Annotated in this window: 27 protein-coding genes; 5 read left to right on the top strand and 22 right to left on the bottom strand. The window is 69.9% G+C overall.

Going from position 1 to position 26,113, the window contains the following annotated elements:
• Positions 1-8 precede the first annotated feature (8 nt).
• The 4 genes from H4W30_RS41640 to hemL all read right to left on the bottom strand — a co-directional run bounded on the left by H4W30_RS41640 (position 9) and on the right by hemL (position 3,429).
• Complete coding sequence (locus tag H4W30_RS41640) at positions 9-782, bottom strand: cytochrome c biogenesis CcdA family protein (protein WP_192747721.1); 774 nt, start codon at positions 780-782, stop codon at positions 9-11.
• 135 nt (positions 783-917) lie between these two features.
• A complete protein-coding gene (locus tag H4W30_RS41635; RefSeq protein WP_192747720.1) occupies positions 918-1,499 on the bottom strand; it encodes a TlpA family protein disulfide reductase in 582 nt (193 codons plus the stop codon).
• Positions 1,496-2,128 (bottom strand): histidine phosphatase family protein, encoded by a 633-nt coding sequence (locus tag H4W30_RS41630; protein WP_126733229.1) that lies wholly within the window; start codon positions 2,126-2,128, stop codon positions 1,496-1,498. The genes H4W30_RS41635 and H4W30_RS41630 overlap by 4 nt, the downstream gene beginning before the upstream one ends.
• The gene (hemL, locus tag H4W30_RS41625) at positions 2,125-3,429 is read right to left on the bottom strand and encodes a glutamate-1-semialdehyde 2,1-aminomutase (RefSeq protein ID WP_192747719.1); all 1,305 of its coding nucleotides are present in this window, start codon (positions 3,427-3,429) and stop codon (positions 2,125-2,127) included. The genes H4W30_RS41630 and hemL overlap by 4 nt, the downstream gene beginning before the upstream one ends.
• 121 nt (positions 3,430-3,550) lie before the next feature.
• Here hemL and H4W30_RS41620 point away from each other — a divergent pair, with 121 nt between their 5' ends.
• Positions 3,551-4,042, top strand: a complete 492-nt coding sequence (locus H4W30_RS41620; RefSeq protein WP_192747718.1) for a TspO/MBR family protein — start codon at positions 3,551-3,553, stop codon at positions 4,040-4,042.
• On the opposite strand, the gene H4W30_RS41615 is transcribed toward H4W30_RS41620, so the two are convergent.
• The 4 genes from H4W30_RS41615 to hemB form a co-directional block, all read right to left on the bottom strand.
• Entirely contained in the window at positions 4,035-4,418 is a 384-nt protein-coding gene (locus H4W30_RS41615) for a hypothetical protein (RefSeq protein ID WP_192747717.1), read from the bottom strand. The genes H4W30_RS41620 and H4W30_RS41615 overlap by 8 nt on opposite strands.
• Positions 4,396-4,848, bottom strand: coding sequence for a hypothetical protein (locus H4W30_RS41610; RefSeq protein ID WP_192747716.1), 453 nt, complete (start codon positions 4,846-4,848; stop codon positions 4,396-4,398). The genes H4W30_RS41615 and H4W30_RS41610 overlap by 23 nt, the downstream gene beginning before the upstream one ends.
• Positions 4,845-5,396 (bottom strand): hypothetical protein, encoded by a 552-nt coding sequence (locus tag H4W30_RS41605; RefSeq protein ID WP_126733224.1) that lies wholly within the window; start codon positions 5,394-5,396, stop codon positions 4,845-4,847. Before H4W30_RS41605 ends, H4W30_RS41610 begins: the two co-directional genes overlap by 4 nt.
• A 185-nt stretch (positions 5,397-5,581) precedes the next feature.
• Positions 5,582-6,553: a porphobilinogen synthase gene (gene hemB / locus H4W30_RS41600; protein WP_192747715.1), complete on the bottom strand. Its 972-nt coding sequence runs from the start codon at positions 6,551-6,553 to the stop codon at positions 5,582-5,584.
• 121 nt (positions 6,554-6,674) lie between these two features.
• Here hemB and H4W30_RS41595 point away from each other — a divergent pair, with 121 nt between their 5' ends.
• Positions 6,675-7,961, top strand: coding sequence for an Nramp family divalent metal transporter (locus tag H4W30_RS41595; protein WP_192747714.1), 1,287 nt, complete (start codon positions 6,675-6,677; stop codon positions 7,959-7,961).
• A 573-nt stretch (positions 7,962-8,534) separates the two neighbouring features.
• Here H4W30_RS41595 and H4W30_RS41590 read toward each other — a convergent pair.
• From H4W30_RS41590 to H4W30_RS41560, 7 genes are all read right to left on the bottom strand, one after another.
• Complete coding sequence (locus H4W30_RS41590; protein ID WP_034310603.1) at positions 8,535-10,067, bottom strand: bifunctional uroporphyrinogen-III C-methyltransferase/uroporphyrinogen-III synthase; 1,533 nt, start codon at positions 10,065-10,067, stop codon at positions 8,535-8,537.
• Between the two features lie 60 nt (positions 10,068-10,127).
• Positions 10,128-11,075, bottom strand: coding sequence for a hydroxymethylbilane synthase (gene hemC / locus H4W30_RS41585; protein WP_192747713.1), 948 nt, complete (start codon positions 11,073-11,075; stop codon positions 10,128-10,130).
• A gap of 85 nt (positions 11,076-11,160) precedes the next feature.
• Entirely contained in the window at positions 11,161-12,558 is a 1,398-nt protein-coding gene (locus tag H4W30_RS41580) for a glutamyl-tRNA reductase (protein WP_192747712.1), read from the bottom strand.
• Position 12,559: 1 nt separating this feature from the next.
• A complete protein-coding gene (locus tag H4W30_RS41575; RefSeq protein WP_378234336.1) occupies positions 12,560-13,387 on the bottom strand; it encodes a redox-sensing transcriptional repressor Rex in 828 nt (275 codons plus the stop codon).
• A gap of 249 nt (positions 13,388-13,636) precedes the next feature.
• On the bottom strand, positions 13,637-15,169 hold the full coding sequence (locus H4W30_RS41570; protein WP_192747711.1) for a molybdopterin-dependent oxidoreductase: 1,533 nt from the start codon (positions 15,167-15,169) through the stop codon (positions 13,637-13,639).
• Positions 15,170-15,227: 58 nt separating this feature from the next.
• The gene (locus tag H4W30_RS41565; RefSeq protein WP_037332991.1) at positions 15,228-15,464 is read right to left on the bottom strand and encodes a glutaredoxin family protein; all 237 of its coding nucleotides are present in this window, start codon (positions 15,462-15,464) and stop codon (positions 15,228-15,230) included.
• Positions 15,465-15,475: 11 nt separating this feature from the next.
• Complete coding sequence (locus H4W30_RS41560) at positions 15,476-16,960, bottom strand: AMP-binding protein (RefSeq protein WP_192747710.1); 1,485 nt, start codon at positions 16,958-16,960, stop codon at positions 15,476-15,478.
• A 293-nt stretch (positions 16,961-17,253) separates the two neighbouring features.
• On the opposite strand from H4W30_RS41560, the gene H4W30_RS41555 reads away from it, so the two are divergent.
• The 3 genes from H4W30_RS41555 to H4W30_RS41545 all read left to right on the top strand — a co-directional run bounded on the left by H4W30_RS41555 (position 17,254) and on the right by H4W30_RS41545 (position 20,149).
• Positions 17,254-17,952 carry a sigma-70 family RNA polymerase sigma factor gene (locus H4W30_RS41555; RefSeq protein ID WP_192747709.1) on the top strand — a complete coding sequence of 233 codons (699 nt, stop codon included), beginning with the start codon at positions 17,254-17,256 and terminating at the stop codon, positions 17,950-17,952.
• Between the two features lie 109 nt (positions 17,953-18,061).
• Positions 18,062-19,150 carry a DUF5667 domain-containing protein gene (locus H4W30_RS41550; RefSeq protein ID WP_192747708.1) on the top strand — a complete coding sequence of 363 codons (1,089 nt, stop codon included), beginning with the start codon at positions 18,062-18,064 and terminating at the stop codon, positions 19,148-19,150.
• 96 nt (positions 19,151-19,246) lie between these two features.
• Positions 19,247-20,149, top strand: coding sequence for an HAD family hydrolase (locus H4W30_RS41545; protein WP_192747707.1), 903 nt, complete (start codon positions 19,247-19,249; stop codon positions 20,147-20,149).
• A gap of 192 nt (positions 20,150-20,341) precedes the next feature.
• On the opposite strand, the gene H4W30_RS41540 is transcribed toward H4W30_RS41545, so the two are convergent.
• The 7 genes from H4W30_RS41540 to H4W30_RS41510 all read right to left on the bottom strand — a co-directional run bounded on the left by H4W30_RS41540 (position 20,342) and on the right by H4W30_RS41510 (position 26,111).
• Complete coding sequence (locus H4W30_RS41540) at positions 20,342-21,433, bottom strand: lysophospholipid acyltransferase family protein (protein ID WP_192747706.1); 1,092 nt, start codon at positions 21,431-21,433, stop codon at positions 20,342-20,344.
• Complete coding sequence (locus tag H4W30_RS41535; protein WP_192747705.1) at positions 21,430-22,479, bottom strand: NAD-dependent epimerase/dehydratase family protein; 1,050 nt, start codon at positions 22,477-22,479, stop codon at positions 21,430-21,432. The genes H4W30_RS41540 and H4W30_RS41535 overlap by 4 nt, the downstream gene beginning before the upstream one ends.
• Positions 22,480-22,765: 286 nt before the next feature.
• The gene (locus H4W30_RS41530) at positions 22,766-22,867 is read right to left on the bottom strand and encodes a 30S ribosomal protein bS22 (RefSeq protein ID WP_007030867.1); all 102 of its coding nucleotides are present in this window, start codon (positions 22,865-22,867) and stop codon (positions 22,766-22,768) included.
• 145 nt (positions 22,868-23,012) lie between these two features.
• Complete coding sequence (locus tag H4W30_RS41525; protein WP_016330918.1) at positions 23,013-23,228, bottom strand: helix-turn-helix domain-containing protein; 216 nt, start codon at positions 23,226-23,228, stop codon at positions 23,013-23,015.
• 279 nt (positions 23,229-23,507) lie between these two features.
• Positions 23,508-24,317 (bottom strand): pyrroline-5-carboxylate reductase, encoded by an 810-nt coding sequence (gene proC / locus H4W30_RS41520; RefSeq protein ID WP_192747704.1) that lies wholly within the window; start codon positions 24,315-24,317, stop codon positions 23,508-23,510.
• A 24-nt stretch (positions 24,318-24,341) separates the two neighbouring features.
• Positions 24,342-25,172, bottom strand: a complete 831-nt coding sequence (locus H4W30_RS41515; protein ID WP_192747703.1) for a thioesterase family protein — start codon at positions 25,170-25,172, stop codon at positions 24,342-24,344.
• Between the two features lie 141 nt (positions 25,173-25,313).
• Positions 25,314-26,111, bottom strand: coding sequence for a sugar phosphate isomerase/epimerase family protein (locus tag H4W30_RS41510; RefSeq protein ID WP_192747702.1), 798 nt, complete (start codon positions 26,109-26,111; stop codon positions 25,314-25,316).
• Positions 26,112-26,113: the final 2 nt, after the last annotated feature.

Genomic DNA, 26,113 nt, shown 5'->3' with positions numbered 1-26,113 from the left:
TTGAGTGGTCACAAGGGCAGCCTGATGTCGTTCACGAGGGTGTTCCGGATCCAGCCGGTCAGGTCGCCCCACAGTCCGGTCACCAGCAGGACGCCGACGACCAGCAGCAGGAAACCGCCAAAGACCTGCACCTGGCGGCCGTGGCGGCGCAGCCAGTCGGTGGCGCGGACGGCCCAGCGGGCGCCGAACGCGATGATGAGGAACGGCAGACCGAGGCCGAGGCAATAGACCAGGATAAGCACGTAACCGCGCGCCGCCGCCCCGCCGGTGGCGCTGGCCATCGACATGACCGCGGACAGCGTCGGCCCGATGCACGGCGTCCAGCCGAGCCCGAAGACCGCGCCGAGCACGGGCGCGCCCCAAAGTCCGCCGCGCGGCACGTGGTGCGAGCGGAACTCGCGCTGCAGGCCCGGGATCCAGCCGAGGAAGACCAGCGCCATCGCGATGGTCAGCACGCCGCCGAGGCGCTGGAGGAGGTCCATGTTGAGCTGGACGACGTCGGCGATCCACACCAGTGTTCCCAGCGTCACCACGAAGACGACGGTGAACCCGAGCACGAACAGCGCCGCCGCGCCGACGACGGCGTAGCGGCCCTTCTTGCGCCCCTCGTCGGGGCTGACCGCGGGGGCGTCCGCGCCGACCAGCGCCGCCAGGTACGCGAGGTACCCGGGCACCAGCGGCACGACGCACGGCGACGCGAAGGAGATCGTCCCGGCCAGCAGCGCCACGCCCGCTGCGAGCAGCAGCGGCCCTGAGAGCGCCAGCTCGGTAACACCGTTCACGCAAAGGAGCGTAGGCAGTGTGGTCGGAGTGAAAGCGCCGGGGCTGGCCGAACGGGACCTACGTCGCACCCGGTCAGGACCTAGGTCCCGGTGGGCGGATCGCGTTTAGCGGGCTAAACGCGATCCGGGCGTGGGTCAGGCGGGTTCGGCGGCCAGGCGCTGGACGACGGGCAGCAGGTCCGACGCCAGCAGTTCCCGCAGGAACACCGCGGCGACCCGGTGCTGTTTGTCCAGCACGATCGTCGACGGGATGATGTTGCGCGGGTAGCCCGAAAGCTGCAGCAGCGTCCGCCCCGACGGGTCGTAGATCGACGGGTACGTCAGCTTCCGGTCCCGCATGAAGTCCTGCGGCGGCTTCCGGTCGTTGTCGCGCAGGTCGATGCCGATCACCTCGACGCCGGACGCCTTGGTCTGGTCGTAGACCTTCTGCATCTCCGGCGCCTCGACGCGGCACGGCCCGCACCACTGGCCCCACAGGTTCAGCACGATGACCTTGCCGGGGAAGTCCGCGATCGAAAGCTGCTTGCCTTCGTTCATCAGGTCGTCGCCGGACAGCGTCGGCGACGGCTGGCGGTCCGCGACGTCGTAGGTGATGTCGACCTTCCCGCCCGGCGAGACGAAGTTGAACGAGCCGCCGGTGACGACGGCGTCCTTGCCGGTGGAACAGCCGGTGACGACGAGCGCCAGCCCGACCACGGCCGCCACGAGTCGCTTCATGCGCCGGTCACCTTCGGGTCGGTCGTGCCGGCGGGCTCGCTGTAGACGATCCGCACGAGTTCTTCGCCCTCGAAGACCAGGCTGGTCAGCGACGCGAGCGAGCACTGCCGGTTGCGCGGGTCGTGCCAGAGCCGCTTCGCCTCCAGGAATCGCCGCACGGTCCAGATCGGCAGCTGGTGCGAGACGCACAGCGCCTCGTGGCCCTCGGCCGCCCGCCGCGCGCGGTGGATGGCGCCGAGCATGCGGTGCGCGATCTCGACGTACGGCTCGCCCCAGGACGGCCGGAACGGGTTGACCAGCTTCGGCCAGTGCTTCGGCTGGCGAAGGGCGCCATCGCCGACGGCGACCCGCTCGCCTTCGAACTGGTTGTCCGCCTCGATGAGCCGATCGTCGGTGTCGACGTCGAGCCGGTGCGCGGCGGCGATCGGCGCCGCGGTCTCCTGCGCGCGCTGAAGCGGCGAAGCGACCACGTGCGTGATGTCGTGCGTCGCGACGGCTTCGGCGACCGTCAGCGCCTGGCGCTGTCCGCGGTCGGAGAGCTTGAAGCCGGGCAGGCGGCCGTACAGGATCCCGTCCGGGTTGTGCACCTCACCGTGGCGGAGCAGGTGCACGATCGTCGTCGCGCTCACGCCTGGACCGCCTCGGCGGCGGCGCGGGCTGCGACGCGCAAGGCGGACTCGATGATCTCGAACTCCGCGTCGCCCATGGCCGCGTTGACGAACCACGCCTCGTACGCGCTCGGCGGCGCGTACACGCCGTTGTCCAGCAACGCGTGGAAGAACGCCGGGAACCGCCAGGTCTCCGAGGCCTGCGCGCCCGGGTAGTTCGTCACCGGGTTCTCGCTGAAGAACACGCTGACCAGGTTGCCCGCGTACTGCACGGTGTGCGTGACGCCCGCCTCGGTGAGCGACCGGCCGAACAGGTCGCCGAGCCGCTTCGCATTGGCGTCGAGGGCCGCGTACACGGCGTCGTCGGCCCCGCGCAGCGTCGCGAGCCCGGCGGCGACGGCGACGGGGTTCCCCGACAGCGTCCCCGCCTGGTACACCGGCCCGCCCGGGGCCAGCTTCGCCATCACGTCGGCGCGGCCGCCGAAGGCCGCGGCGGGCAGCCCGCCCGACATCACCTTGCCGAAGGTGTACAGGTCACCCGCGACGCCTTCGAGGCCGAACCAGCCCGCCTTCGAGACGCGGAACCCGGTCATCACCTCGTCCATGATCAGCAGCGCGCCGTGCTCGCGCGCGATCTCCTTGAGCCCGGCGTTGAACCCGTCGACCGGGGCGACGGCGCCCATGTTGCCAGCGGCGGCTTCGGTGATGATCGCGGCGATGGCGTCCGGGTTGTCCACAAAGGACTTCCGGACCGCGTCGAGGTCGTTGTAGGGCAAGACGATCGTGTCGGCCGCCTGCGCGCCGGTGACCCCGGGCGACGTCGGGAGGCCGAGGGTCGCGACGCCGGAGCCCGCTTCGGCGAGCAACGCGTCGACGTGACCGTGGTAGCAGCCCGCGAACTTGATGATCTTCGCCCGGCCGGTGAACCCCCTGGCCAGCCGGATCGCGCTCATCGTCGCCTCGGTGCCGGAGTTGACCAGGCGCACCTGCTCCACCGGCTCGACGCGGCCGATGATCTCCTCGGCGAGCTCGACCTCACCGCGCGTCGGCGTGCCGAAAGACAGGCCGTCGACAGCGGCTTCGCGGGCGGCGGAGACGACGTCCGGATGCGCGTGCCCGAGGATCATCGGGCCCCACGACGAGACGAGATCGACGTAGCGGTTGCCGTCGGCGTCCCAGAGGTACGGACCCTCACCGCGCACCATGAACCGCGGGGTGCCGCCGACGGAGTTGAAGGCCCGCACCGGGGAGTTCACCCCGCCCGGGACCACGGCCTTCGCTCGTTCGAACCATGCCTTGGACTGATCGACTCCGGTAGTCACGTCCCCAGTCTCGCAAATCGCCGGGGACACCCGCCGCCGAGTCCTCGCCGTTCCGGGCATGGCGTGACCAGGCCCACTAGGGTGGAAGCACTCCCGCCGAAACCCTCGCGGAGGAATCCACGTGTCCACGGTGCCGTCACCACCGACCCACCACCGTCGCCTGCGCTGGCAGGCCTTGGCGGGATTCATCGCCATGGCGGCGATCGTGGGGATCGTGGCCGGGCTGGCGGTCGCCACCCGCACCGACACGCACAACGCGCTGGCCCGTCCGTCGTGGGCGCCGCCGGGCTGGCTCTACGGCCCGATGTGGTCGGTCCTGCTGCTCCTGGTCGCCTTCGCGGGCTGGTTCTACTGGCGCACCGACGGCGAAACGCGCGGCTTCGCCTTCTACGGCGTCTGCCTGCTGCTGACCCTGCTGTGGACACCGCTGTTCTTCGCCGGCGGCGCGCACGTCCTCGCCCTGGCCGACGTCCTCGTGCTGGACTTCGTCGTGCCCATCACGATGGCGGAGTTCGGCCGCCGGTCGAAACCCGCGGCCTGGCTGCTCGTGCCGTATCTGCTGTGGCTGCTGTTCTCGACCGCGGTCAACGCCGCGGTCGTGTTCCTCAACTGAGCTTCGGTTCCTTGGGCTTGCGGCCCTTGGCCCGGACGGCGAGCAGGAACTGACGGATCGCGTCCACCACCAGGATCGCGGCCAGCACGCCCAGCCCGATGGCGCCGGCGAGCGGGCCGCCGAAGTAGCGCTGCGATTCGAGCGTCGTTTCGCCGTAGGAGATCACGACCGGGACGACACCGGCCTTCCAGCAGGCGAAGGCACCCCACACGGCAAGCGCGGCGAGGATCAGTTCGACCGCCCCCACCACGGCGCGCAGGGGTTTGTGCAGCCGGGCGTCGCGCCGGGAGTCCTCCGGTGGCCACAGATCGGCGCCGGTCGGCTGGGGAAGGTCGATCACGGTGAGCAGTTTCTCATGACTCTGTGGTGCGAGCACGCACCAAATCCCCGAGAGCCGCACGGAGGGCTTCCGGATCCTTTGCCCAGGCGCGCACGAAAACGCCGTCTTCGAGCTTCAAGCCGACTTCGCCGAACTTCTTGGGGATCGTCCAGCCACCGCCGAGGACGCGAGAGCCGACGGGGGCCTCGTCTTCGAGCACCTCGGCGATCCGGGCCGCCTCCAGCGTTTCCTTGCCCTGCCGGTAGCCGTCCGGCGTGACTTCGAGCGAGAGATACCGGCGGCGCGCGTACACCCAGGGCACGGTGATCGCCACCAGCCCCGCCGCGACCAGGATCCAGGCGAGCCAGTGGACCGGGCCGCCCGTCGCCAGTTCCGCGAGCAGCCCGGCGAGGGCGAACAGCGGTGCCCAGAGCAAAGCCGTCCAGCCAACGCCGGGTTCGTCGTAGAGGGACGGCTCGGCGGTCATGGCAGCGTGCGCCCGACCTTCGGGAAATGGTCGGCGACACTGGGCAGGTACATGAGCACCAGCGCGATCGCCACCAGCAGGGTGGACACCAGCAGGAACACGTTGAGCGAACCGCGCAGGATCAGCAGCTCCACCAGCACCAGGAAGACCGCGCCCACGGTGAGGACCGTCCTGGCCGATCGCGTTCCCTCACGGGCCTTGTACGCGAACAGCGCGAACAGCACCGCGAAAGTGAGCGCGCCGCCGAACAGCATCCACAGCAGGGTGTTCACGCCGGAAGCGACCTGCGCCGGATCGGCGGGCTGGCCGGGAACCGGGTTCTCCCTGATCTGCTTGAGGATCCCCTCGGTCAGCTCGTCCTTCAGCACCAGCAGGGCGATCTGCCCGGCCACGAGGACGACACCGGCGAGGATCCACAGCCAGAACGAGATCGCGACCGGCTTCGGCACCGTGATCTTCGGTGGTTTCTGGCCGGGCAGGATCGGGTCCGGTGACATCCCCCGCTTGCGGCGCTCGTCGTCCGTTTCGTCGGCTCTGCTGTCGCTCACGCGAGGCAGCCTAGAGGGTGGCTCAGACCGCCGTCGACCGGTCGGGTGAGGACACGCGCGCGCGTTTCTGTTTGGCCGGAGGCCTCGGGTTTGCGGAGGCGGGCCGCCGACACGGCTGGGTGAGTGCTCGCCCGCAGCCGCGGCCCGGCTACGGAAATCCGAAAGCGCGCCTCGAGAGATACTGCCTAGTCCAGCCAACCAGCGGCTTCGGCGGCCCAGTAGGTCAGGATCATGTCCGCGCCGGCGCGGCGGATCGACGTCAGCACCTCGAGGATCGTGCGTTCGCGGTCGAGCCAGCCGTTCGCCGCGGCGGCCTCGACCATCGCGTACTCCCCCGAGATGTTGTACGCCGCGACGGGAACCGTCGACGTCTCGGCGGCGGCCCTGATGACGTCCAGATAGGACAGCGCGGGCTTGACCATGACCATGTCGGCGCCCTCGGCGATGTCCAGCTCGATCTCGCGCAGCGCTTCACGCACGTTGCCCGGATCCTGCTGGTACGTCTTCCGGTCGCCCTTCAGCTGCGAATCGACGGCCTCGCGGAAGGGGCCGTAGAACGCGCTGGCGAACTTCGCCGAGTACGCGAGGATGCCGGTGTCCGTCCGGCCGGCGCGGTCGAGCGCGGCGCGGATGACGCCGACCTGGCCGTCCATCATGCCGCTGGGGCCGAGCAGATGCGCCCCAGCCTCCGCCTGCGCCAGACCCATTTCCGCGTACACGCGCAGGGTCGCGTCGTTGTCGACACCGCCGTCGGCGTCGAGGACGCCGCAGTGGCCGTGGTCGGTGAATTCGTCGAGGCACGTGTCCGCCATCAGGACCGTGGCGTCGCCGAGCTCGGACCTCAGGTCGCGCAGGGCGACGTTGAGGATGCCGTCCGGGTCGATCGCGCCGGAGCCCTCGGCGTCCCGCGTCTTCGGGATGCCGAACAGCATCAGGCCGCCGACGCCGGCGTTGACCGCGTCGACGGCGGCTTTGCGCAGCGTGTCGCGGGTGTGCTGGACGACCCCGGGCATGCTGGAGATCGGGCGGGGCGCGTCGGCGCCCTCGGCCACGAACATGGGAAGGATCAGCTGGCGCGGGCGCAGCGTCGTCTCACCGACCAGCCTGCGCATGGCCGGAGTGGTACGGAGCCTGCGGGGACGATGTTCGGGGAACACCCCTACGACGGTACTCCCGCCCGCTCGAGAGGCGGTGAACGGCCGAACCTTTCCTAAGGAACGGTAAAGAGTCACCTTTGTCCGATTCCCGCGCCCTGTGACGTGGGTTACCTTCCCCTGCATGTCGAGCTCAACGGTGACCGACCAACTGGAAGAACCGCCCGTCGGCTGGCGCGCACGGCTGCGCCAGGTCGGGCCAGGGATCATGGCCGCGGCGACCGGCGTCGGCGCGGGCGACCTCGTCGCGACGATGGTGGCCGGATCGCGCTTCGGGTACACGCTGCTGTGGGCGGTACTCGTCGGCACGATCTTCAAACTCGCGCTGGCCGAAGCCGTCGGCCGCTGGCATCTGACCTCGGGCCGGACGATCCTGTCCGGCTGGCGGACGCTGGGGATCTGGGCGCTGATCTACTTCGGGATCTACGCGGTGATCTGGGGCTTCGTCTACGGCGCGACCGCGATGTCCGCGTCCGGCCTGCCGCTGAACGCGCTCTTCCCCGCGATTTCGGTGCGGTACTGGGCGATGATCTGCGGCCTGCTCGGTTTCGCGCTGGTGTGGTTCGGGCGCTACGCGATCATCGAGAAACTGATGACCGTCCTGGTCGGCGTCATGTTCGTGACCGTGGTCGGGACCGCGATCCTCGTCGTGCCGAACTTCGCCGAACTGTTCAAGGGCGCCGTCCCGACCCTTCCCGACGGCTCGCTCGTCTACGTCCTCGGCCTGGTCGGCGGCGTCGGCGGCACGATCACCATGGCGGCGTACGGCTACTGGACGCTCGCGAAGGGCTGGCGCTCGTCGAAGTGGCTCCCGATGATGCGCACGGACAACGCCGTCGGGTACGTCATGACCGGGATCTTCGTGATCGCCATGCTGATCGTCGGCGCGGAACTGCTGATGGGCCAGAAGATCATCTCGGGCGACAAGGGCCTGCTGTTCCTCGGCGACACCCTCGCCGCGGATTACGGGCAATGGGCGCGGATCCCGTTCCTCATCGGCTTCTTCGCCGTTTCGTTCACGTCGGTGATCGGCGTCTGGCACGGCGTGAGCCTGCTCTTCGCGGACTGGTGGCGCATCCTGCGGCTGCCCAAGGACGCGACGGAAAGCGTTGAGACGTACGAGAAGAAGGCCGGCGAGCGCAGTGCCGCGTACCGGGGATACGTGCTGTGGCTGACCTTCCCGCCGATGGCGTTGCTGTTCCTGGACCAGCCCTTCCAGCTCACCGTGATCTACGGCGTGCTGGGCGCGTTGTTCATGCCGTTCCTGGCGGCGACCCTGCTGGTGCTGCTGAACACTTCGCGGGTGCCACGGGAAGGACGCTCGCGGTGGCTTTCGAACGGGCTGCTGGTCGTGTGCCTGGCGATGTTCGCGTACCTGGCGTACACGGAGGTCGTGAAGTTCTTCAGCTGAACCGTGTTCTGGCGCGGTGCCGGACCGCGTCCTTCACTGTGTCACTGTGTGGATTTCGGTGCGTTGGATGACCTGAAATCCACACAGTCCGGCGCGACCGTCCCTGTCACGACCGGTTCAGGAGGGGTGTGTGGAAATAGGGACACTCAACGTCCCTATTTCCACACACCCTCAACAGAACCAAGCGGGTCGCACCGGTCGACAACCCGGCATCGATCCATCTCGCCCCGTCATCGACGACGGCCTGGAGCCTCCTGCCCACCGGGGACTCGGTGAACCACACGGTGAGGGCGGAGACGGGAGAACTGTCGGACACCTTGGACCGCGCAACCGGCCGGAGTGCAGACCTCGAAGGGGGTGGCGGCGCCCGCCATACCCGGAAATCCGAGGCCACGGCACCCAGGGCGGCGACGGCGAGAACGAGAGATTTCATGATCACTCCCCCGCGACTGCCGGAATCACCGACGCTATGACCGGCCACTACCCACGCGGCGAAGCTGCCCCAAGTACGTGAAGGCCCCCTTCACTGCGTCTAGCGCAGTGAAGGGGGCCTTCACGTACTTAAAGCGACCGTCAGGAGCGGCGGGCCCGCTTCGCCTTGCGAGGCGGCGGAAGCGCGCCTTCGGCACGGAGCCGGGCGGCGTGCTCGGCGAGCGCGTCGACCAGGTGCGGGACGTCGGCCTTCTCGGGCTGGACGTCGACCCGCAGCCCGAACTCCACGGCGGTCTCCGCGGTCTTCGGGCCGATGCACGCGACCAGCGTGCGGGTGTGCGGCTTGCCGGCGATGCCGACGAGGTTCCGCACGGTCGAGGACGAGGTGAAGCAGACCGCGTCGAAACCGCCGGTCTTGATCATCTCGCGGGTCTCGGCGGGCGGCGGCGCGGCGCGCACCGTGCGGTACGCGGTCACGTCGTCGATCTCCCAGCCGCGTTCGCGTAGGCCGGCCGAAAGGGTCTCGGTGGCGATGTCCGCCCGCGGCAGCAGCACGCGGTCGACCGGGTCGAGGACGTCGTCGTACGGCGGGAACTCGGCGAGGAGGCCCTCCGAGGACTGCTCGCCCTCCGGGATCAGCTCGGGGATGATGCCGAAGGAGCGCACCTTCGCGGCCGTCGATTCGCCGACGCAGGCGATCTTCACGCCCGAGAACGCGCGGGCGTCGAGGCCGAACTCCTCGAACTTCTCCCACACCGCGCGGACGGCGTTGGTCGAGGTGAAGACGATCCACTGGTAGCGGCCGTCGACCAGACCCTTGACCGAACGCTCCATCTGCGCGGGGCTGCGCGGCGGCTCGACCGAGATGGTCGGGACCTCGTGCGAGGTGGCGCCGTGGCCGCGAAGCCGCTCCGCCATCTCACCGGCCTGCTCCTTGGTGCGCGGCACCAGGACCTTCCAGCCGTACAGCGCGCGCGACTCCCACCACGACAGCTTCGAGCGCTGGCCGACGGCCTGCCCGATGGTCACGATGAGCGGGCCGACGAGCTCGCCCGCCTCGTTCGCGACGGTGGCCAGCGTGGTGTCCAGGGTGCGCTGGGTGTTGATGGTGCCGTTGGACGTCACCGCGACCGGGGTGGTCGGCGCCAGCCCGTGCTCGGTCAGCGCGGACGCGGCCTCGGCCAGGTGCGCCGACGTCGCGTGCAGCACGATCGGGCCGGGGGTGGCGGCCAGGGCGGCCCATTCGACGTCGCCGCGGACGTCAACCTCGGTGTGCGTGCCACCGAGAGCGACACCGGCGTACGCCGGGACGGCCGCGCCGGGCGAGACGCCCGGGATGATGTCGAACACGGCGCTGGTCCGGGAAACGGCCTGCACCTCGGCGACGACGGCGGGCTGGGTCAGCGGGTCACCGGCGATGAGCCGGAGCACCAGCCGTCCGGCCTTGGCCTCGTTCACCAGGTCCTTGGCGACCTCGGTGGCCTCGCCGACGGCGGGGCGCACTTCGGCGCCTTCGGCGGCGAAGGCCAGGACGCCGGCAGGGACGTCCGGATCGGTCACCACGACCTCGGCCTTGGCGAGCAGCTCCTGAGCGCGGACGGTCAGCAGACCGGCGTCACCGGGGCCCGAGCCCACGAAGGCGACACGCCCGGTGGTCTTACGCGCGGGGGTCATCTGTGCGTTCTCCTCTTGAGCGGCCGCAGTCGAGCGCGGCCCTACCTTCAACGTTCTGACTCACTGGGCGGGGCCGGACAGCGCGCCGGCCCCCAGGTCGAGCAGCTCGGCGGCCAGTGTCCGGCCGAGCTGATCGGCTTCGTTCTTGTCGGCGAGCGCGGAAGCGCGCACCATGTCGACCGCGTCCCCGTCCCCTTCGACGGCGGCGGTGCCCCGCAACGAGATCCGCTCGACGACCCGCCCTTCGGCGTCCAGGTCCTCGACGATCTCCGCCAGCGCTCCGACCGGTGCGCTGCACCCGGCCTCCAGCGCCGCGAGCAACGCCCGTTCGGCGGTCGCCACGGCACGGGTGCCTTCATCGTCCACTGTGGACCCGAGCAGGTGCTCGATGTCCACGTCACCGGTCCGGCACTCCACCGCCAGCGCGCCCTGTGCGGGCGCGGGCAGCATCTGGATCGGGTCGAGGGTCTCGGTGATCTCCTCCGCCCGGCCGATCCTGGCCAGTCCGGCACGCGCCAGGACGACGGCGTCCAGCTCTCCGTCGCTCACCTTGCGCATGCGGGTGTCGATATTGCCTCGGATCGGCACGATTTCCAAACCGAGACCGAGTGCGCGCAGCTGCGCGGTCCGCCGCGGCGAGCCGGTGCCGACGGTCGAGCCGGGCGGGAGCTCGCCCAGCGTCAGCCCGTCACGGGCGATCAGCGCGTCGCGCGGGTCCTCGCGGGGCGGCACGGCGGCGAGCGTGATGCCCGGCTCCGGCTTCGTCGGCAGGTCCTTGTACGAGTGCACGATGACGTCCACTTCCTCGCGCAGCAAGGCTTCGCGCAGCGCGGAAGTGAAGACGCCGACCCCGATCGTCGGGATCGGCGCGGACGATTTGTCGCCAGGGGTCGTCACGGTGACGAGCTCGACCTCGGCCCCGGTGGCGCGCAGGGCGTCGGCGACGGTGCCGGTCTGCGCGAGGGCGAGTTTGCTGCCGCGCGTCCCGATGCGGATGACTCTGCTCACTGATGATCACTGTCCTTTTTCGCGGTGCGGCGCGCGACCGCGATCGCGCCGCCAGGGCGCCCGTGCACTTGGAACTCGCTTGTCATTACTCGGCGCCCCGCCGTCGCGATAGCGGGGCCTCCGGCCGGAGCGCGCGCGACGCGTCGTTTCCCGAAGGCGGGATCGGGCCGCGCTCACCGCCGGCACCCTTCGGCGCGGTGGGACTCGCCACCGCGGCGGGCGCCTGCGGGTCGAGACAGAAGAGCTCGCGCAGCGCGTTGGCGTAATCGGTGTCGGCCGTCTCGGCGGCCAGCTGCTTGACCCGCACCGTCGGCCCGTGGAGCAGCTTGTCGACCACGCGGCGGACCGTGCGGCCGACCTCCTCGCGGACCCCGGGTTCGAGATCCGGCAGGCGGTTGTCCAGCCGCAGCAGCTCTGCGTCGACCACCTCTGCCGCCCGGCGCCGCAGCGCCGTCACCGTCGGGGTGACCTCGGCGCTGCGCTGGCCGGCGAGGTACTCGCGCACCTCGTCGAGAACGATGCCGGTGGCCTTCGCGGTCTGCCGTTCGGTGGTCGGGGTGCCCGCATCCCGCATGCGGCGCTGGATGGTCTCGAGATCGACCACGGTGACGTCGGCCAGCTCGGCGACGTCGTGGTCGACGTCGCGCGGGAGGCCGAGGTCGCAGACGACCAGCGGGCGCCCGGCGCGGGCCGGGACGTGCGCGGCGGTGAAGACCGCGGCCTGCGCGCCGGTGCAGCAGACGACGACGTCCGCCTCGGCGACCGCGTCCGCGATCCCGCTCATCTGGACGGCCTTGGCGGGCACTCCCTGCTCGACGCTCGCGGCGGCGAGGCGGGCGGCCCTCGCCTCGGTGCGGTTGGCGATGGTGATCTCGCCGATCCCGGATTTGCGCAGCTGGGAAGCGGTCAGCGCGCCCATCGATCCGGCGCCGACGATCAGCGCGTGCTTGCCGGCGATGTCGCCCGCGGCGGCCAGCGCCTCGGAGACCACCGACGCGCCCAGCTGGTCGAGCCCGGTCTCGGTGTGGACGCGTTTGCCGACGCGCAGCGTGGTCTGGATCAGCTCGTGCAGCGTGCGGCCGACCGTGCCCGCCCCCCGCGCGGTGGCGTAGGAGGAGCGGATCTGGCCGAGGATCTGCGTCTCGCCGACGACCATCGAGTCCAGCCCCGAGGTGACGGAGAACAGGTGCTCGATCGCGGCGCCCGCGTAGTGCACGTACAGCGAGTCGTAGAGGTCCGCGGGCTGCATCCCGGCCTGGCGGGCGAGCACGTCGGAAACGTCGTTGAGGCCGCCGTGGAAGGTCTCGACGACGGCGTAGACCTCGATGCGGTTGCAGGTCGAGACCAGGATCGCCTCGCTGACGTGCTCGGCCTGCTGCAGCTCATGGAGCACCTTGGTCACGTCGGTCGCGGGGACCGCGACGCGCTCCAGGGTGCTCAGCTCGGCACTGCGGTGCGAGAGCCCGACCGCCAACACGCTCATTTCAGCGCACCACCATTCCGTTGCCGTGGCCGTTCACGCTGCCATTCTCGGCGCCCCCGGGGCCACTGTCCCCTCCGCCGTTGCCGTTAGCGGCCAGATCGGCGCGACGAGCGACGTGGAACGACAGGATCTGCAGCTCGACCGCGAGATCGACCTTGCGAACCTCGATATGTGCCGGAACCTGCAGCACGACCGGGGCGAAATTCAGGATGCACTGCACGCCACCTGCGACGAGCCGGTCGCAGACCGACTGCGCGGCGGTGGGCGGAGTGGCGATGACGCCGATGGAGATCTGCCGTTCGGCGCAGACTTTGGGGATCTCGTCGAGATGTGAGACCGGGAGGCCGCCGACCGGGACGCCGACCAGATCCGGGTCGAGGTCGAACAGCGCCTCGACCGGGAACCCGCGGCCGGGGAACCCGCCGTAGTTGGCCAGCGCGTGCCCGAGGTTACCGATCCCGACCACGGCGACCTTGTGCTTGCGGGTCAGGCCGAGGATCCGCTCGATCTGGCTGACCAGGACCTGGACGTCGTAGCCGACGCCGCGGGTGCCGTAGGAGCCGAGGTAGGACAGGTCCTTGCGCAGTTTCGCGGAGTTGACGCCCGCGGCCTGCGAGAGCTCCTCGCTGGAGATCGTCGTCGCGCCCTGCTCGGCCAGCCCGGAGAGGACACGGAGGTACACGGCGAGGCGGGCGACGGCGGCTTCGGGGATCGACTTCGCGCGGACCGCTTCCGGTTCGGCGGTGGCCTCGACGGCCGGCATCTCCGCGGTGGGCGCGTTGTCGGCGTCCGGTGTCACCCGGGTGCGCCGGCCTCGTTGCGACACCACGCTTGTCCGCTCCCTCTGGTCCCTGCTGACGACATGAATCGCCCGAACCTGGAAATCGGCTCTTGACCCGCGGCGCTGAGTCCGGTTCGATGCCGGGCGCTTTCGGAGGCGACGTATCTACGGTAGCCACTTGTGAACGCAGGCACAAAGTCACAGGTAGAGGGGATGACGCACCCCACACCCGGGCATTTCCCGCGTGAAGGCCCCCTTCCCTCGGCTGAGCCGCGTGAAGGGGGCCTTCACGCGGCGTCAGCGCGCGTTGACCGACACCGTGTGCCAGCCCGTGGCGCCGTCGGGGACGGTACCGGCGATCTCCGGCGTCTGCGTGTAGCCCGACTGGTCCGTGGCGCGCACGGCGATCTCGTGCTGACCAGGGGCGACCTGGACTTCGGTCCACCACATCCGCCAGGTGTCCTTCGACGTCTCCGCCGACAGGACGGCTTCCTGCCACGGCCCCTGATCGACCCGGACCTCGACCTTCGCGACGCCGGTGTGCTGCGCCCACGCGGTCCCGGACACCACGACCTTGCCCGCGTTCACCGCCGAGCCGGGCGCGTCGATCCGCGACTGCGTCTTCACCGGCGCCTCCCTGGCCCAGCCGCGGCCGAGCCAGTACGCCTGGCGCTCCTCCCAGGTGGTGATCTCCAGTTCGGTGACCCATTTGGTGGCGGACACGTAGCCGTAGAGCCCGGGGATCACGATCCGCGCGGGGAAGCCGTGCTCGATCGGGAGCGGTTCGCCGTCCATGCCGAGGGCGAGCATCGCGCCGCGACGCGGGTCCAGGGCGGCTTCGACCGGGGTGCCGCAGGTCCAGCCGTCGACGCTGGTCGCGAACATCTGCTCGGCGCCCGGTTTCACGCCCGCTTCGTTCAGCAGGTCTCGCAGGTCGATGCCGATCCAGCGGGCGTTGGAGATGTACGGGCCGCCGACCTCGTTGGAGACGCAGCACAGGGTGACGTCGCGTTCGATCAGCGGCCGCGAGCGCAGATCTTCATACCGATAGGTGACCTCGCGGTCGACCATCCCGCGGATCTGCAGGCTCCAGTCCTCGGTGCGGACCTGCGGGACCACCAGCGCCGTGTCGATCCGATAGAAATCCTTCGAAGGAGTGAGGTACGGCGGGGTGCCGAGCTTCGCGAAGTCCGCGTCGGGCGGGATCGGCGGCGCGGTCCTCGTCGCGACGAGCCTGCCGACGGCGGCCCGCGACTCCTCGGCGTTCTTCCTGGTCCCGACGATCTGGCCGGTCAGCGCGGCGACACCGGCCCCCGCCGCGACGGAGACCCCGGTGATCAGCACCTTCCGCCGGTCCGGCCCCTCGCCCTCACGGTCGTCGAAGAACACCTTCGGGCGGAAGAACGAATGCAGCCGGGTGAACACGACGAGCGCGACGACGGTGGCGATCACCGGTGCCAGCAGCGCGATCTGCCCGAGGTCGGTGCGCACGAAGACGGCGGCGACGCCTGCCGCGCCGAGCAGGCCGACGATCACCTGACCCGGCAGCGGATTGCGGCGCGAGAGCTGCCCGGCGAGCAGCGCGAACAGCACCAGCACGACGGCGAGGCCGATCTTGAGGACGAACTTGTCCCAGGTCTCCAGCGTCTGCTCGGCCCACGCGACCACCGCGTGCGGGCTGTGGTCGATGACGAAGTTCGCGACGGCGACGAACGGCGAGGCCGTGTACCCCACGAAGCCCGCGACGAGATGTCCCACGCCGAGGGCGGCCACCAGCGACAGGAGCCCGGTCAGCGCGGCTTGGGAAGAGGTGAGCCTGCGTTCGTCCACGACTCCATCTTCGGAGCGAACCGGCCTTCAGGTCGGCCGATCGCCCCTTACGAGTGTGTTACGCCAACGCCTTCCGGAGCCTGTCCTCTTCGACGCGCCAGTAGCCGTGCTCGGCGTCGTCGACGAGGATCACCGGCACGCGGTCGCCGTACTCGGCCCGCCATTCGGGGTCGCTGTCGACGTCCTCCGCCGACCAGGCGACGCCCAGTTCGCCGCAGATCCGCTCGATGTCCTGTTCCGCGACCTCGCACAGGTGGCAACCCGTGCGGGTCATGACGGTCACGTGATGCGCCATGCCATCAATCCTTACCTGAGGCGCATCCTGCGCAGCTTCCCGGTGGCGGAATGGGGCAGGGACTCCGCGAACTCGACGGTGTGCGGCACCTTGTACCCCGCCAGGTGCTCCGCGCAGTGCTCGACGACCTGCTGCTCCGAGAGCGAAGCTCCGGGCGCCGGGACGACGACGGCCTTCACCGCCTCACCGGTCCGCTCGTCGACGACGCCGACGACGCCCGCCTCGACGACCTCGTCCAGCATCGAGATCACGTTCTCGACCTCGTGCGGGAAGACGTTGAAACCGTTGACGATGATCAGGTCGTTGGCGCGGTCCACCAGGTGCAGGTCGCCGTCGGTGTCGAGGTAGCCGACGTCGCCGGTGCGGAACCAGCCGTCCTCGCCGGGACCGTGCGAGCCGTCGGGCCAGTAACCGGAGAACAGGTTCGCGCCGCGGATCGACACCAGGCCGGTGCCGCCGTCCTCGTCGAAGGCGTCGCCGAGGTCGTCCGGGTCCAGCGGGACGGGCTCCGCGTCGCCGTCGCTGTCGACCAGCCGGAGCTCGACACCGGGCAGCGGCCGCCCGACCGAACCCGGCTTCGGGTAACCGGTGACCAGCGTCGTGGTGACCACCGGCGCGCATTCGGTGAGGCCGTAGCCCTCGTAGACGTCGAGGCCGGTGGCGCCGCGGAGCGCGGTGAGGATCTTGGGGTGCAGCGGCGCCGCACCCGAGGTCATCCGCCGGACGGTGGACAGGCCCCGGCCGAGTTCTTCCGGGTCCATCGCGGCGAATTCGGCGTACATCGCGGGCACGCCGGCGATCGACGTCACGCGGTACTCGGCGCAGTCGGCCAGCGTGCGCTCGGCGAGGAACCGTTCGGACAGGATCGCCGTCGCGCCGACCGCCGTGGTCTGCAGGAGACCGGGCCCGAGCCCGTAGACGTGGAACAACGGGATGGTGATGAGCACGCGGTCGCCGTGCACGAGCGGTGTGGGGACGATCCGGCTCAGCTGGTCGAGGTTCGCCAGCAGCGCCCGATGCGACAGCATCACGCCGCGCGGCGGGCCGGTCGTGCCGGAGGTGTACGAGATGACCGCTATGTCCTCGCCGGCCCCGGACGCGTCGACCGGTTCGACTGCTCCATCAGAGGTAACCGGCGGTGAGAGGCTTGTCACTCCGTCGGGGAGTTCCTCGGTGACTTCGCGTTCGAGGACGAGCCGAGCGCCGCTGTGCTCCAGCAGCCCGTTCAGCTCCGCCGCCGGGCCCTGCGGCGAGATCGGCACGACCACCGCTCCCGCCCGGAGCGCACCGAACAGCGAGACCGCGAACGCGGCTGACGTCGGCAGCCGCAGCGCCACCCTGTCCCCGCGCTCGATTCCCGCGTCGACCAGGGCACGGGCCAGTGCGTGGGCGGCGGCGTCGAGTTGCGACCAGGTCAGCGCGACCCCTCCGCCGGTCTCCTGGACGGCCACCTTGCCGGGCCACTGACGGGCGGCCTCGGCAAGCAAGGTGGGCACGCTTCCTTCGGCAACCTGCTCCGCGCTCAACTGCGAACCTCTTCCCTCGGTGAAACGGCGTTGCCAGTTTGTCATCTCGCCCACCGTCATGGGTGTCACTCGCTTTCGTCGCAGTTCCGTAACCCCGGCACCGCTACCTACTTCGCGGTAACTACACGTATGCTGCTGGGCGTCGTCGAGTGGTGTTGATCACTCGATGGTGAGAAAGGGAGTCCGGACGTGCAGATCTTGCAGGCCCACGCGGCGGTGGGACATGCGGGCCGGTCCTCCCTGTCCGGAACGGGAGGTGGACCGTGACTCTTCCCGCGCCGAACCCCGTCTCGATGCTGGCGGGCCATATCCTCCGCCGGAGTGGTTTCCCCGCGGCGCCCGCGGCCCGCCCCAAGGCGGAAGAAGGCTCAGACGCCGCCGAAGCCGCGAAGGCCGAAGCGTGGGAGCTGGTCAGCGCCGCGCAGGACGGCGACACCTCCGCCTTCGGACGGCTCTACGACCGCTACGTCGACGTCGTCTACCGCTACGTCCTGTTCCGCCTCGGCGACCGGGACCTCGCCGAGGACGTCACCAGCGAGACGTTCCTCCGCGCGCTTCGCCGCATCACGTCCGTGAGCTATCAGGGCCGTGACGTCGGCGCCTGGTTCGTCACCATCGCGCGCAACATCATCCTCGACCACGTGAAGTCGAGCCGGTTCCGCCTCGAAGTGGTCACCGACGAGGTCGCCGAGCCCAACGGCGCGCCGATCGGGAACGTCGGCGTGCAGGCGGTCGCCGGGCCCGAACAGCAGGCCATCAGCCGCGCCACCCGGGCCGAACTGCTGCGTTGCGTCGCCGAACTCGGCGAGGATCAGCGCGAGTGCATCGTGCTGCGGTTCATGCAGGGGCTTTCGGTCGCCGAGACGGCCGCGATCATGAAGCGCAACGAAGGCGCCATCAAGGCCCTTCAGCACCGCGCGGTACGCCGTTTGGCACAACTTCTGCCCACCGGATTGCGTTAAAGTCCCATATTTATGCCTCACCCGGCCTTGCCGTAACCCTTGGGCGTCCCCGCTCGTTTTCACAGCCAGACCGGTGTCAGGACCGGGCTGAGCAGATGGAGACTTCGCCGTGGGCGTGCCGGGATGGTTCGCGCGGGAGCGGGCGGACGGTGACCGCTTCGCCGACCTTGTCGACGGCATCGACTCCCCGGACGACGACGAGTTCGCACACGAACTTGCGCTCGTCGGCGGCTTGCGCGAACTGGGCGCCGGCGGCGCCCCCGACGCGGAGACCCGCCAACGCATCCGTGACGAGATCGCCGGGCGGCTCGCCGAGGCCGAAGCCGCCCCCAAGCGCCGCGGTCACGCTGTCGCCAACCTCGCCGCGGCCGCCGTCGCACTCGTGCTGGCGCTCGGCGGCATCACCCTGCTGCTGTCCAAGGACGCGCTGCCGGGCGATCCGCTGTACGGCATCAAACGAGCGGGTGAATCGGCCGCGCTCGGGCTCACCTTCGACGAGCAGGACAAGGCCAAGAAGCATCTGGAGTTCGCCGCGAACCGCGTCGGCGAGCTCGACGAGCTGACGCGGCAGGGCGCGCCCACCGACGCCTACTTCACCGGCCTCACCGATTTCGAGACGGATCTGCGCGCCGGTGTCTCGCGGCTGACCGCGCTCGTCACCGATCAGGGTGGCCAGACCCGGCTCGCCGAACTCCGCACCTGGGCGCGGAACCAGTCCGACCGGCTCGGTCTCCAGGTCGAGCACGCGCCCGCCGAGGCGCGCGACAAGTTCTCCGCGGCCCGTGCCCTGCTCGACAAGGTCCAGGAACGCACGACGGATCTCGGCTCGCGGCTGGTCTGCTACACGATCACCACGGGCTCTTCCGACGAACTGGGCGCGGTCCCGGCCGCCGGTGACTGCGTCCGCGACCCCGATTCCCCCCACGCGGTCCTGCCGCCGGTGACGTCTTCCCCGCCGTCGTCGGCACCGACCGGGTCGCCGGCGCCGGTGTCCTCCGCGCCGCCGTCGTCCGCCGTGGACACCGCGGTCCCGACCGGACCGATCGCACCGCCGACCGGAGGCACGCCGCCGCCCGTGGTGCCCGTTCCCGGCCCCACGAACCTGCCGCCGCTGCCGACGACCACCACCACGCCGAAGCCGCCGCTCATTTCCATTCCGCCGCTGATTCCGGGATTACCGCCGATAACCATCGGCTGACTCGGTGTCACGTGAGGCAGGCACCACACCCGGGACAGCGTGCTCGGCCGCTCGCTACGCTGTGCACAGGCACCTGGGATTCCGGAGGCGGTGTGCGTGTCAGTTTGGCGGGGCAAGGATAAGAGTCAAGAGCTCGAACGACTGGCCGAGCTGGCGGGCGAGGCGTCGGCCGAGGCCGCCATGGCGACCGCGTCCGCCGAAGCACTCGAGCCGCCCGCGCCGCCCGCTCCGCCGGACCTGACCGCGGCCGCGTTCTTCGACGTCGACAACACCATGATGATGGGCGCGTCGATCTTCTACTTCGCCCGCGGCCTGGCCGCGCGCAAGTTCTTCACCTCCGCCGATCTGGCCGGATTCGTCTGGCAGCAGGTGAAATTCCGGCTCGGCGGCCGGGAGAACAAAGAGGACATCAAGACCCACCGCGAGCGCGCACTGTCCTTTGTGGCCGGCCGCACCGTGCAGGAACTGACCGACATCAGCGAAGAGATCTACGACGAGCTGATGGCGGACAAGATCTGGTCCGGCACCAGGGCACTCGCGCAGATGCACCTCGACGCCGGGCAGCGCGTCTGGCTCGTCACCGCGACCCCGATCGAGCTCGCGGCCATCATCTCGCGGCGCCTCGGCCTCACCGGCGCGCTGGGGACCGTCGCGGAGACCAAGGACGGCGTGTACACCGGCCGTCTCGTCGGCGACCTGCTGCACGGCCGGGCGAAGGCCCACGCCGTCCGGGCGCTGGCGTCACGCGAAGGGCTGAATCTCAAGCGCTGCACGGCGTATTCCGACTCGCAGAACGACGTCCCGATGCTGTCGGTCGTCGGGACCGCGGTCGCGGTGAACCCGGACGGCGGTCTTCGCGACGTCGCGCGGGCGCGCGGCTGGGAGATCCGCGACTTCCGGACCGGGCGCAAGGCGGCGAAGATCGGCGTGCCTTCGGTGCTCGGCGTCGGCGCCGTGGCCGGTGCCGTCGCGGCCGGGATGGCGTACCGGAAGCGCTAAGCCCCGCGTTTAGTCCTCTGGATGCGGTCCGGGCTTTCGCAACCCGCCGCGCTTGCCCAACACCGCACTGAACGCGGAGCCCAACCCGTAACTCGCGTGTTTTAAGCCGTCATTCGCGTGATTGGGGCCGTAACTCGTGAGTTACGGCCCCAATCACGCGAGTTACGCGTCTGATCACGCGAGTGACGCGTTTCAGCCCTTGAAGACGCTCTTTCGCTGCGAAAGGCGTTTGTACAGCGACTGCTGGATCGACTCCCGCACCTGGTCGGTGAGCGTGAAGACCAGCATCGGGTCGTCGACGGCGTCGGCGTCGTAGGTGTCCGTGCGGATCGGCTCGCCGAACTCGATGCTCCACTTCGTCGGCAGCGGGATCGCGCCGAGCGGGCCGAGCAGCGGGAAGAACGGCGTCACCGGGAAGTACGGCAGGCCGAGCACGCGCGCGAGGAGCTTGATGTCCCCGATCTTCGGGTAGATCTCCTCCGCGCCGATGACCGACACGGGGATAATCGGCACGCCCGTCCGCAGCGCGGCCGAAACGAAACCACCGCGGCCGAACCGCTGCAGTTTGTACCGCGACGAGAACGGTTTCCCGATCCCCTTGAACCCTTCCGGCCAGACGCCGACGAGTTCTCCCTTGCGCAGCAAGCGTTCCGCGTCGGCGTTGCAGGCGAGGGTCTGCCCGGACTTGCGGGCGAAGGAGCCCACCAGCGGCACCTGGAACACCAGATCCGCGCCGAGACCGCGCAGATGCCTGCCGCCGGGGACGTGGTCGTGCACGGCGACGGCGGTCATCAGCGCGTCGAGCGGCAACGTGCCGGAGTGGTTCGACACCAGCAGCGCGCCGCCGTCGGCGGGCAGGTTCTCGACGCCGAAGGTGTCGACGCGGAACCACTTCTCGTACAGCGCGCGCAGCGGCGGCAACAGCAGGGTCTCGGTGAGCTCGGCGTCGAAACCGAACTCGTCGACGGTGTAGTCACCGGTCAACCGGTCACGCAGGAAGCCCAGCGCCGTCCTGAGGGAGGCCGGGAGGAGATCCGCGTCGGCCGGACGGGTCCTGGCGGGCGCGACGCGCGCCGCTCCGGGGAAGTCGACGACGGGCGCGTCGGCCCGGCGCTCCCGCTCCAGATGTTCTTGCGCTTCTTCCGACTCGCGAAGATCCCGTTCCGCCTGGACGGCCGGGTCCGGCTTCTCTCTGCCGGGGCCGTGCAACGGGATGACCTGCGCTTCAGCGCCGCTCACGTTTTCCGCCTCGCCTTCGTGAGAGTTCTCGTGCGGTCTGCTCATCGGTGGGTCGCCTGTCCGGTCGCCGCGGCCACCAGCACCTTGCCCGCGAAACCGGCCAGCCTGCCGCCGTCCACCACGGGCCGGAGCCCGCGGCCGGTGATGTAGTCGTCGAACGCTTCCCGCGTCGTCCAGCGCGGGGTGTAGCCGAAGTCCTGCTTGAGCTTCGTGATGTCCACGACGCGGCCGAAGTTCAGCAGCCGCACCTGATCGGCGGAGAAGTCGACGACCCTCGCTCCGCGCAGCACCTTGCCGACCGACGGCACGACACCGCTGGGCATCGGCAGTCCGACGCGGCCTGCCCGCCGGATCGCCTGAGAAAGGGTGAGTACCCCTTCCGAGCCGACGTTGAACACGCCTGGCTTGTCGTTCAGCGTCGCCTGCTCGAACACGGACAGCGCGTCCGAAGCGTGCAGCAGCTGGATCCGCGCGTCGTAGCCGAAGACGGTGGGGACGACCGGCAGCGCGAAGTAGCGCGAAAGCACGGTGTCGATCTCCGGGCTGATGATGTTGGCGAAGCGGAACAGTGTCGTCGTGATGTCGGGACGGCGGCGCAGGAGACCACGGACGTATCCCTCCATCTCGACGGCGTCCTTCACGTACCCGCTGGTCGAGGTGGGGATGAGCTCGGAATCCTCGGTGAAGACGGCCTGGGAGCGCGCTCCGGCGCCGTACACCGCGGCCGTCGACTTCACCACGAGCTTGCGCACGAGCGGCGAGCGCTGGCAGGCCGCCAGCAGCCGCATCGTGCCGATGACGTTGACCTCTTTGATCGCCGTGCGGCGAGCGGGGCCCGCCGGATGCGCGGTGCACGACGCGTGCACCACGGTGTCGACCTTGGCCGTGCTGATCACCTTGGCGATCAGCGGGTTGCGGATGTCGGCGCGGACGTATTCGGCGTGCCCCATCCGCTGCAGGACCGCCTTGCGAGGGGGCGTGGTGTCCACGCCGATCACCCGCTCGAACTCCGGATTGTTGCCGAGTCTGGCGAGCAGCTTCCCGCCAAGGTCTCCCCCGACCCCGGTCACGAGCACGATGTTCGACGGCATAGGACTCCCTGCGGCTTTCGGGCGGTTCTCGGACTTCGATCACGGGGTCCTGATGACCTTGAGCGCTGGTCCATCGACCGTGTGTGCGCGAACCTGCACTCATTGGAAGCATCGCGCGGCTGCCCTTGAGATGTTACCGCTCATTAGGGGTAGTCGAGCCAGCGCTTACATGCTATTAACCAGCCGCTCGCAGAGGGGATGCACGTCTCACTCGAATGGGCGGAAACCGCCCACGAAATGGGAATGGCCCGTCCAGAAACTGGACGGGCCACTCACCGGCTGTGTCTTACTTGCCGGCCTTCCTACGCTGAACGCGCGTCCGGCGCAGCAACTTGCGGTGCTTCTTCTTCGACATGCGCTTACGGCGCTTCTTGATCACAGAGCCCATCGTGAGCGCTCCTTCCTTCGTCGTCGGTCACGCTGCCCGGCGCAGCGTCCAACGGGTGGAGCGCACAGGCACGAGCGGTCTTCCAGGGTACTCGCGCCCCGGAAGACGCCCTCGGGCGGGCACGTTCTGTCCCGCGAAACGGGCCTCAGCCCACGTCGAAGTACGCGCCCTGCAGATATTCGTGAACGGCCTTTTCGGGCACTCTGAACGACTTCCCGACGCGCACCGCGGGCAACTCGCCCGAGTGAACGAGGCGGTAGACGGTCATCTTGGAGACCCGCATCAGCGTGGCCACCTCGGCGACCGTCAGGAACTGGACCTGGCCCACTGAAGGCAGGTCATCCTTCTTGTTCGGCGGCATGATTCACCGTGTCCTTCGACACGTGTCGCGCCACGAGGCTTCCCCACCTGTGGTATCGACACGCACGTGCTCTCCTGAGAGTAGCGGGACACGTGTGGCTAAAGCGACGCGAGACCGGATAAATATCGCGCGACCGCGACCGCACTGCCAGGACGCGGCTACGCAGCGAAGTCGCGTTAGCTCGAACGGCGCCCTGCCATCACGATCGCGGGGCCTAACGGCCTAAACGCGCGACTACAAGAGATCAAAAGACCTCGGTCGCCTTGAGCTCGGGTCGCTTCAGCCTTCGTGGGCGGCGCCCAGCTCGGTCGAGCGGTCCTTCGCGGCCTCGATGGCGGCCAGCAGCGCCGCGCGGACGCCGTGCTTCTCCAGCTCGCGGATGGCGTTGATGGTCGTCCCGGCGGGCGAGGTGACGGCTTCGCGCAGCAGCACCGGGTGCTCGTCGGACTCGGCGAGCATCTTCGCCGCGCCCACCGCCGACTGGATGATCAGCTGTCCGGCGAGCGCGCGCGGCAGGCCGAGCAGGATGCCGGCGTCGATCATGGCCTCGACCAGGTAGAAGAAGTACGCGGGGCCGGAGCCCGACAGCGCCGTGACGGCGTCCTGCTGCGACTCTGGCACCTCGACGACCTGCCCGACGTGCGACAGCAGGTCCTTCACCACCGCGATGTGCTCGGCGGTCGCGTGCGCCCCCGCGGAGACCGCGCTCATCGCCTCTCCGACGAGCATCGGGGTGTTCGGCATGACCCGCACCACCGGGACGCCGTCGGCCAGCCTGCGCTCGTACAGGGCGGTCGGCAGGCCCGCGCACAGCGAGACCACCAGTGACTCCGAGCCGAGCAGCGGCGCGAGCTCGTCCAGCACCGGTTCGATGTCCTGCGGTTTGACCGCGACGACCAGCACGTCGGCCCGGCGGGCGGCGTCGGCGACGCTGACCCCGTGCACGCCGTAGCGCTCGGTCAGCTCGGCCGCGCGCGCCGGGTACCGCTCGGTGAACAGCAGGTCGCCGGGGCTGTGCCCGCCGTGCAGGAGGCCCGAGAGCAGGGCCTCCCCGATCTTCCCGGCACCCAGAACCGCGATCACACTCATGCCGTTCAGCGTGCCAAACAGCCGTCAGGCTCCAGGCGCCGGGGCAAGCGCCAGCTGCCGCGCCTGGCAGACGATCCTGCCCTGCGAGTCGACCACGAGCGCGTCCGAGTCGAACCAGGCCTCGTGCACCGACCGGCTCTCGACCAGCACCCGCAGCCAGCCCGGCGCCGGGCGAGTGCGCAGCAACGCGGTCAGCTGCACGGTCGGCGCCCAGCCGACCCGCCCGAGGTTGTAGACCACCGGCGGGTTCACGTCGCTCGCGAGCAGGGCGAAGAACGGATCCGCGAGCCCGTGCCTCGGCCGGACCCACAGCCGGATCCTCGGCGGGTCCCCGATCCGGCCGTGCAGGTAGCCGACGCTCGCGGGATCGAGCCGGACCTCGCAACCCTTCGCGAGGTTGAACAGGCCTTCGGAGGTCTCGCCGGTCATGGGTACCGCGCCGGGCGGCGGCTCCGCGGGCATGACGGGGACGTCGGTCCACTCCGGACGCCGCATCGGCAGCCGCCCGGTGGTCACCCTGGCCTCGACGCAACTGCGGCCCCGCTGCTCCAGCGTGACCGCGACGACCGAGGCGCGCCTTCCGACCTTCCGGACGTCCATGCGCAGCAGCACCGGCCCCACCGCGGGCGGATGCAGGAACTCCGCGCTGATCGCGAGCGGCTCGGACGGCGGCTCGCCGCGCTCGTGGAGGAAGGTCAGGGCGGCCCGTGCCATCAGTGCCATCAGGAAGCCGCCGTGGGGGTGTCCACCGATCGACCATTCGGTCCGGAGGACCGCCGTGAAAGTGCCGTCACCCAGCGATCTCGTCGCGCACGCCGCGTCGAAGGAGGTGCTCGTGTCGTCGGCCGCGCTCACCGAGCACTGACCCAGGCCACGAGCCGATCCATCGGGGTGCGGGAGATCAACAAGCGCAGCTGGTTCACGGTCGGAACTTTACGTGTACCAGCGCCTCGGGCGCAGTGAGGAATGAATCTCCGCACCCGGAGACGATCTTTGTCACTGACCGAGGTGAAGCCTCGCGAACAGGAGTGACTCCGCGAGATCCCGCGACCGCCGCGCCGCGCTCGGCGAGCGCCGGGTGTTGATCTCCAGCACGACCTGTCCGGAGAAATCGCTGTTCACGAGCTTTTCGAGCAGTTCGGCGCAGGGTTCGATCCCGCGTCCGGGCACCAGGTGCTCGTCCTTCGGCAGGCCCGTGCCGTCCGCCAGATGGACGTGCGCGAGCCCGGACCCCATCCGTTCGGCGAGCGCGAGGGCGTCCATCCCGGCTGCCGCTGTATGGGACAGGTCGAGCGTGTAGTGGCGAAACCCTACGTCCGTAGGGTCGATCGACGGCCGGAACGCCGACACGCGGGACGTTCGCGAGCCGCCGGGCGGGCGGACCTTGAACATGTTCTCGACCGCGATCTCGATCCCGCTCGCCTCTTCGAGCTCGTCGACGAGGTCACCGAACGCGTCGCCGTAGCGGCGCTGCCACCGGAACGGCGGATGCACCACGACCGTGCGCGCGCCGAGCTCCTGCGCCGCGTCCACGGACATCCGCAGGCGGACCTCGGGATCCGGCGACCACACGCGCTGGGTGATCAGCAGCGAGGGCGAGTGGATCGACAGCACCGGCACGCCGGTGCGGCGCGACCAGCGGCGCAGCGCGGAGATGTCCTGGCTGACCGGGTCCGCCCAGACCATCACCTCGACACCGTCGTAGCCGAGGTCGGCGGCCAGCTCGAACGCCGCGCCCGCCCGCAACGGCCAGACGGACGCCGTCGAGAGACCTACCGGAATCTGCTGAACCATTC

The organism is Amycolatopsis roodepoortensis (assembly GCF_014873915.1).
Classification (GTDB): domain Bacteria; phylum Actinomycetota; class Actinomycetes; order Mycobacteriales; family Pseudonocardiaceae; genus Amycolatopsis; species Amycolatopsis roodepoortensis.
The sequence above is the reverse complement of the archived record's forward strand: the minus strand, read 5'-3'. Positions and strand labels throughout refer to the sequence as shown.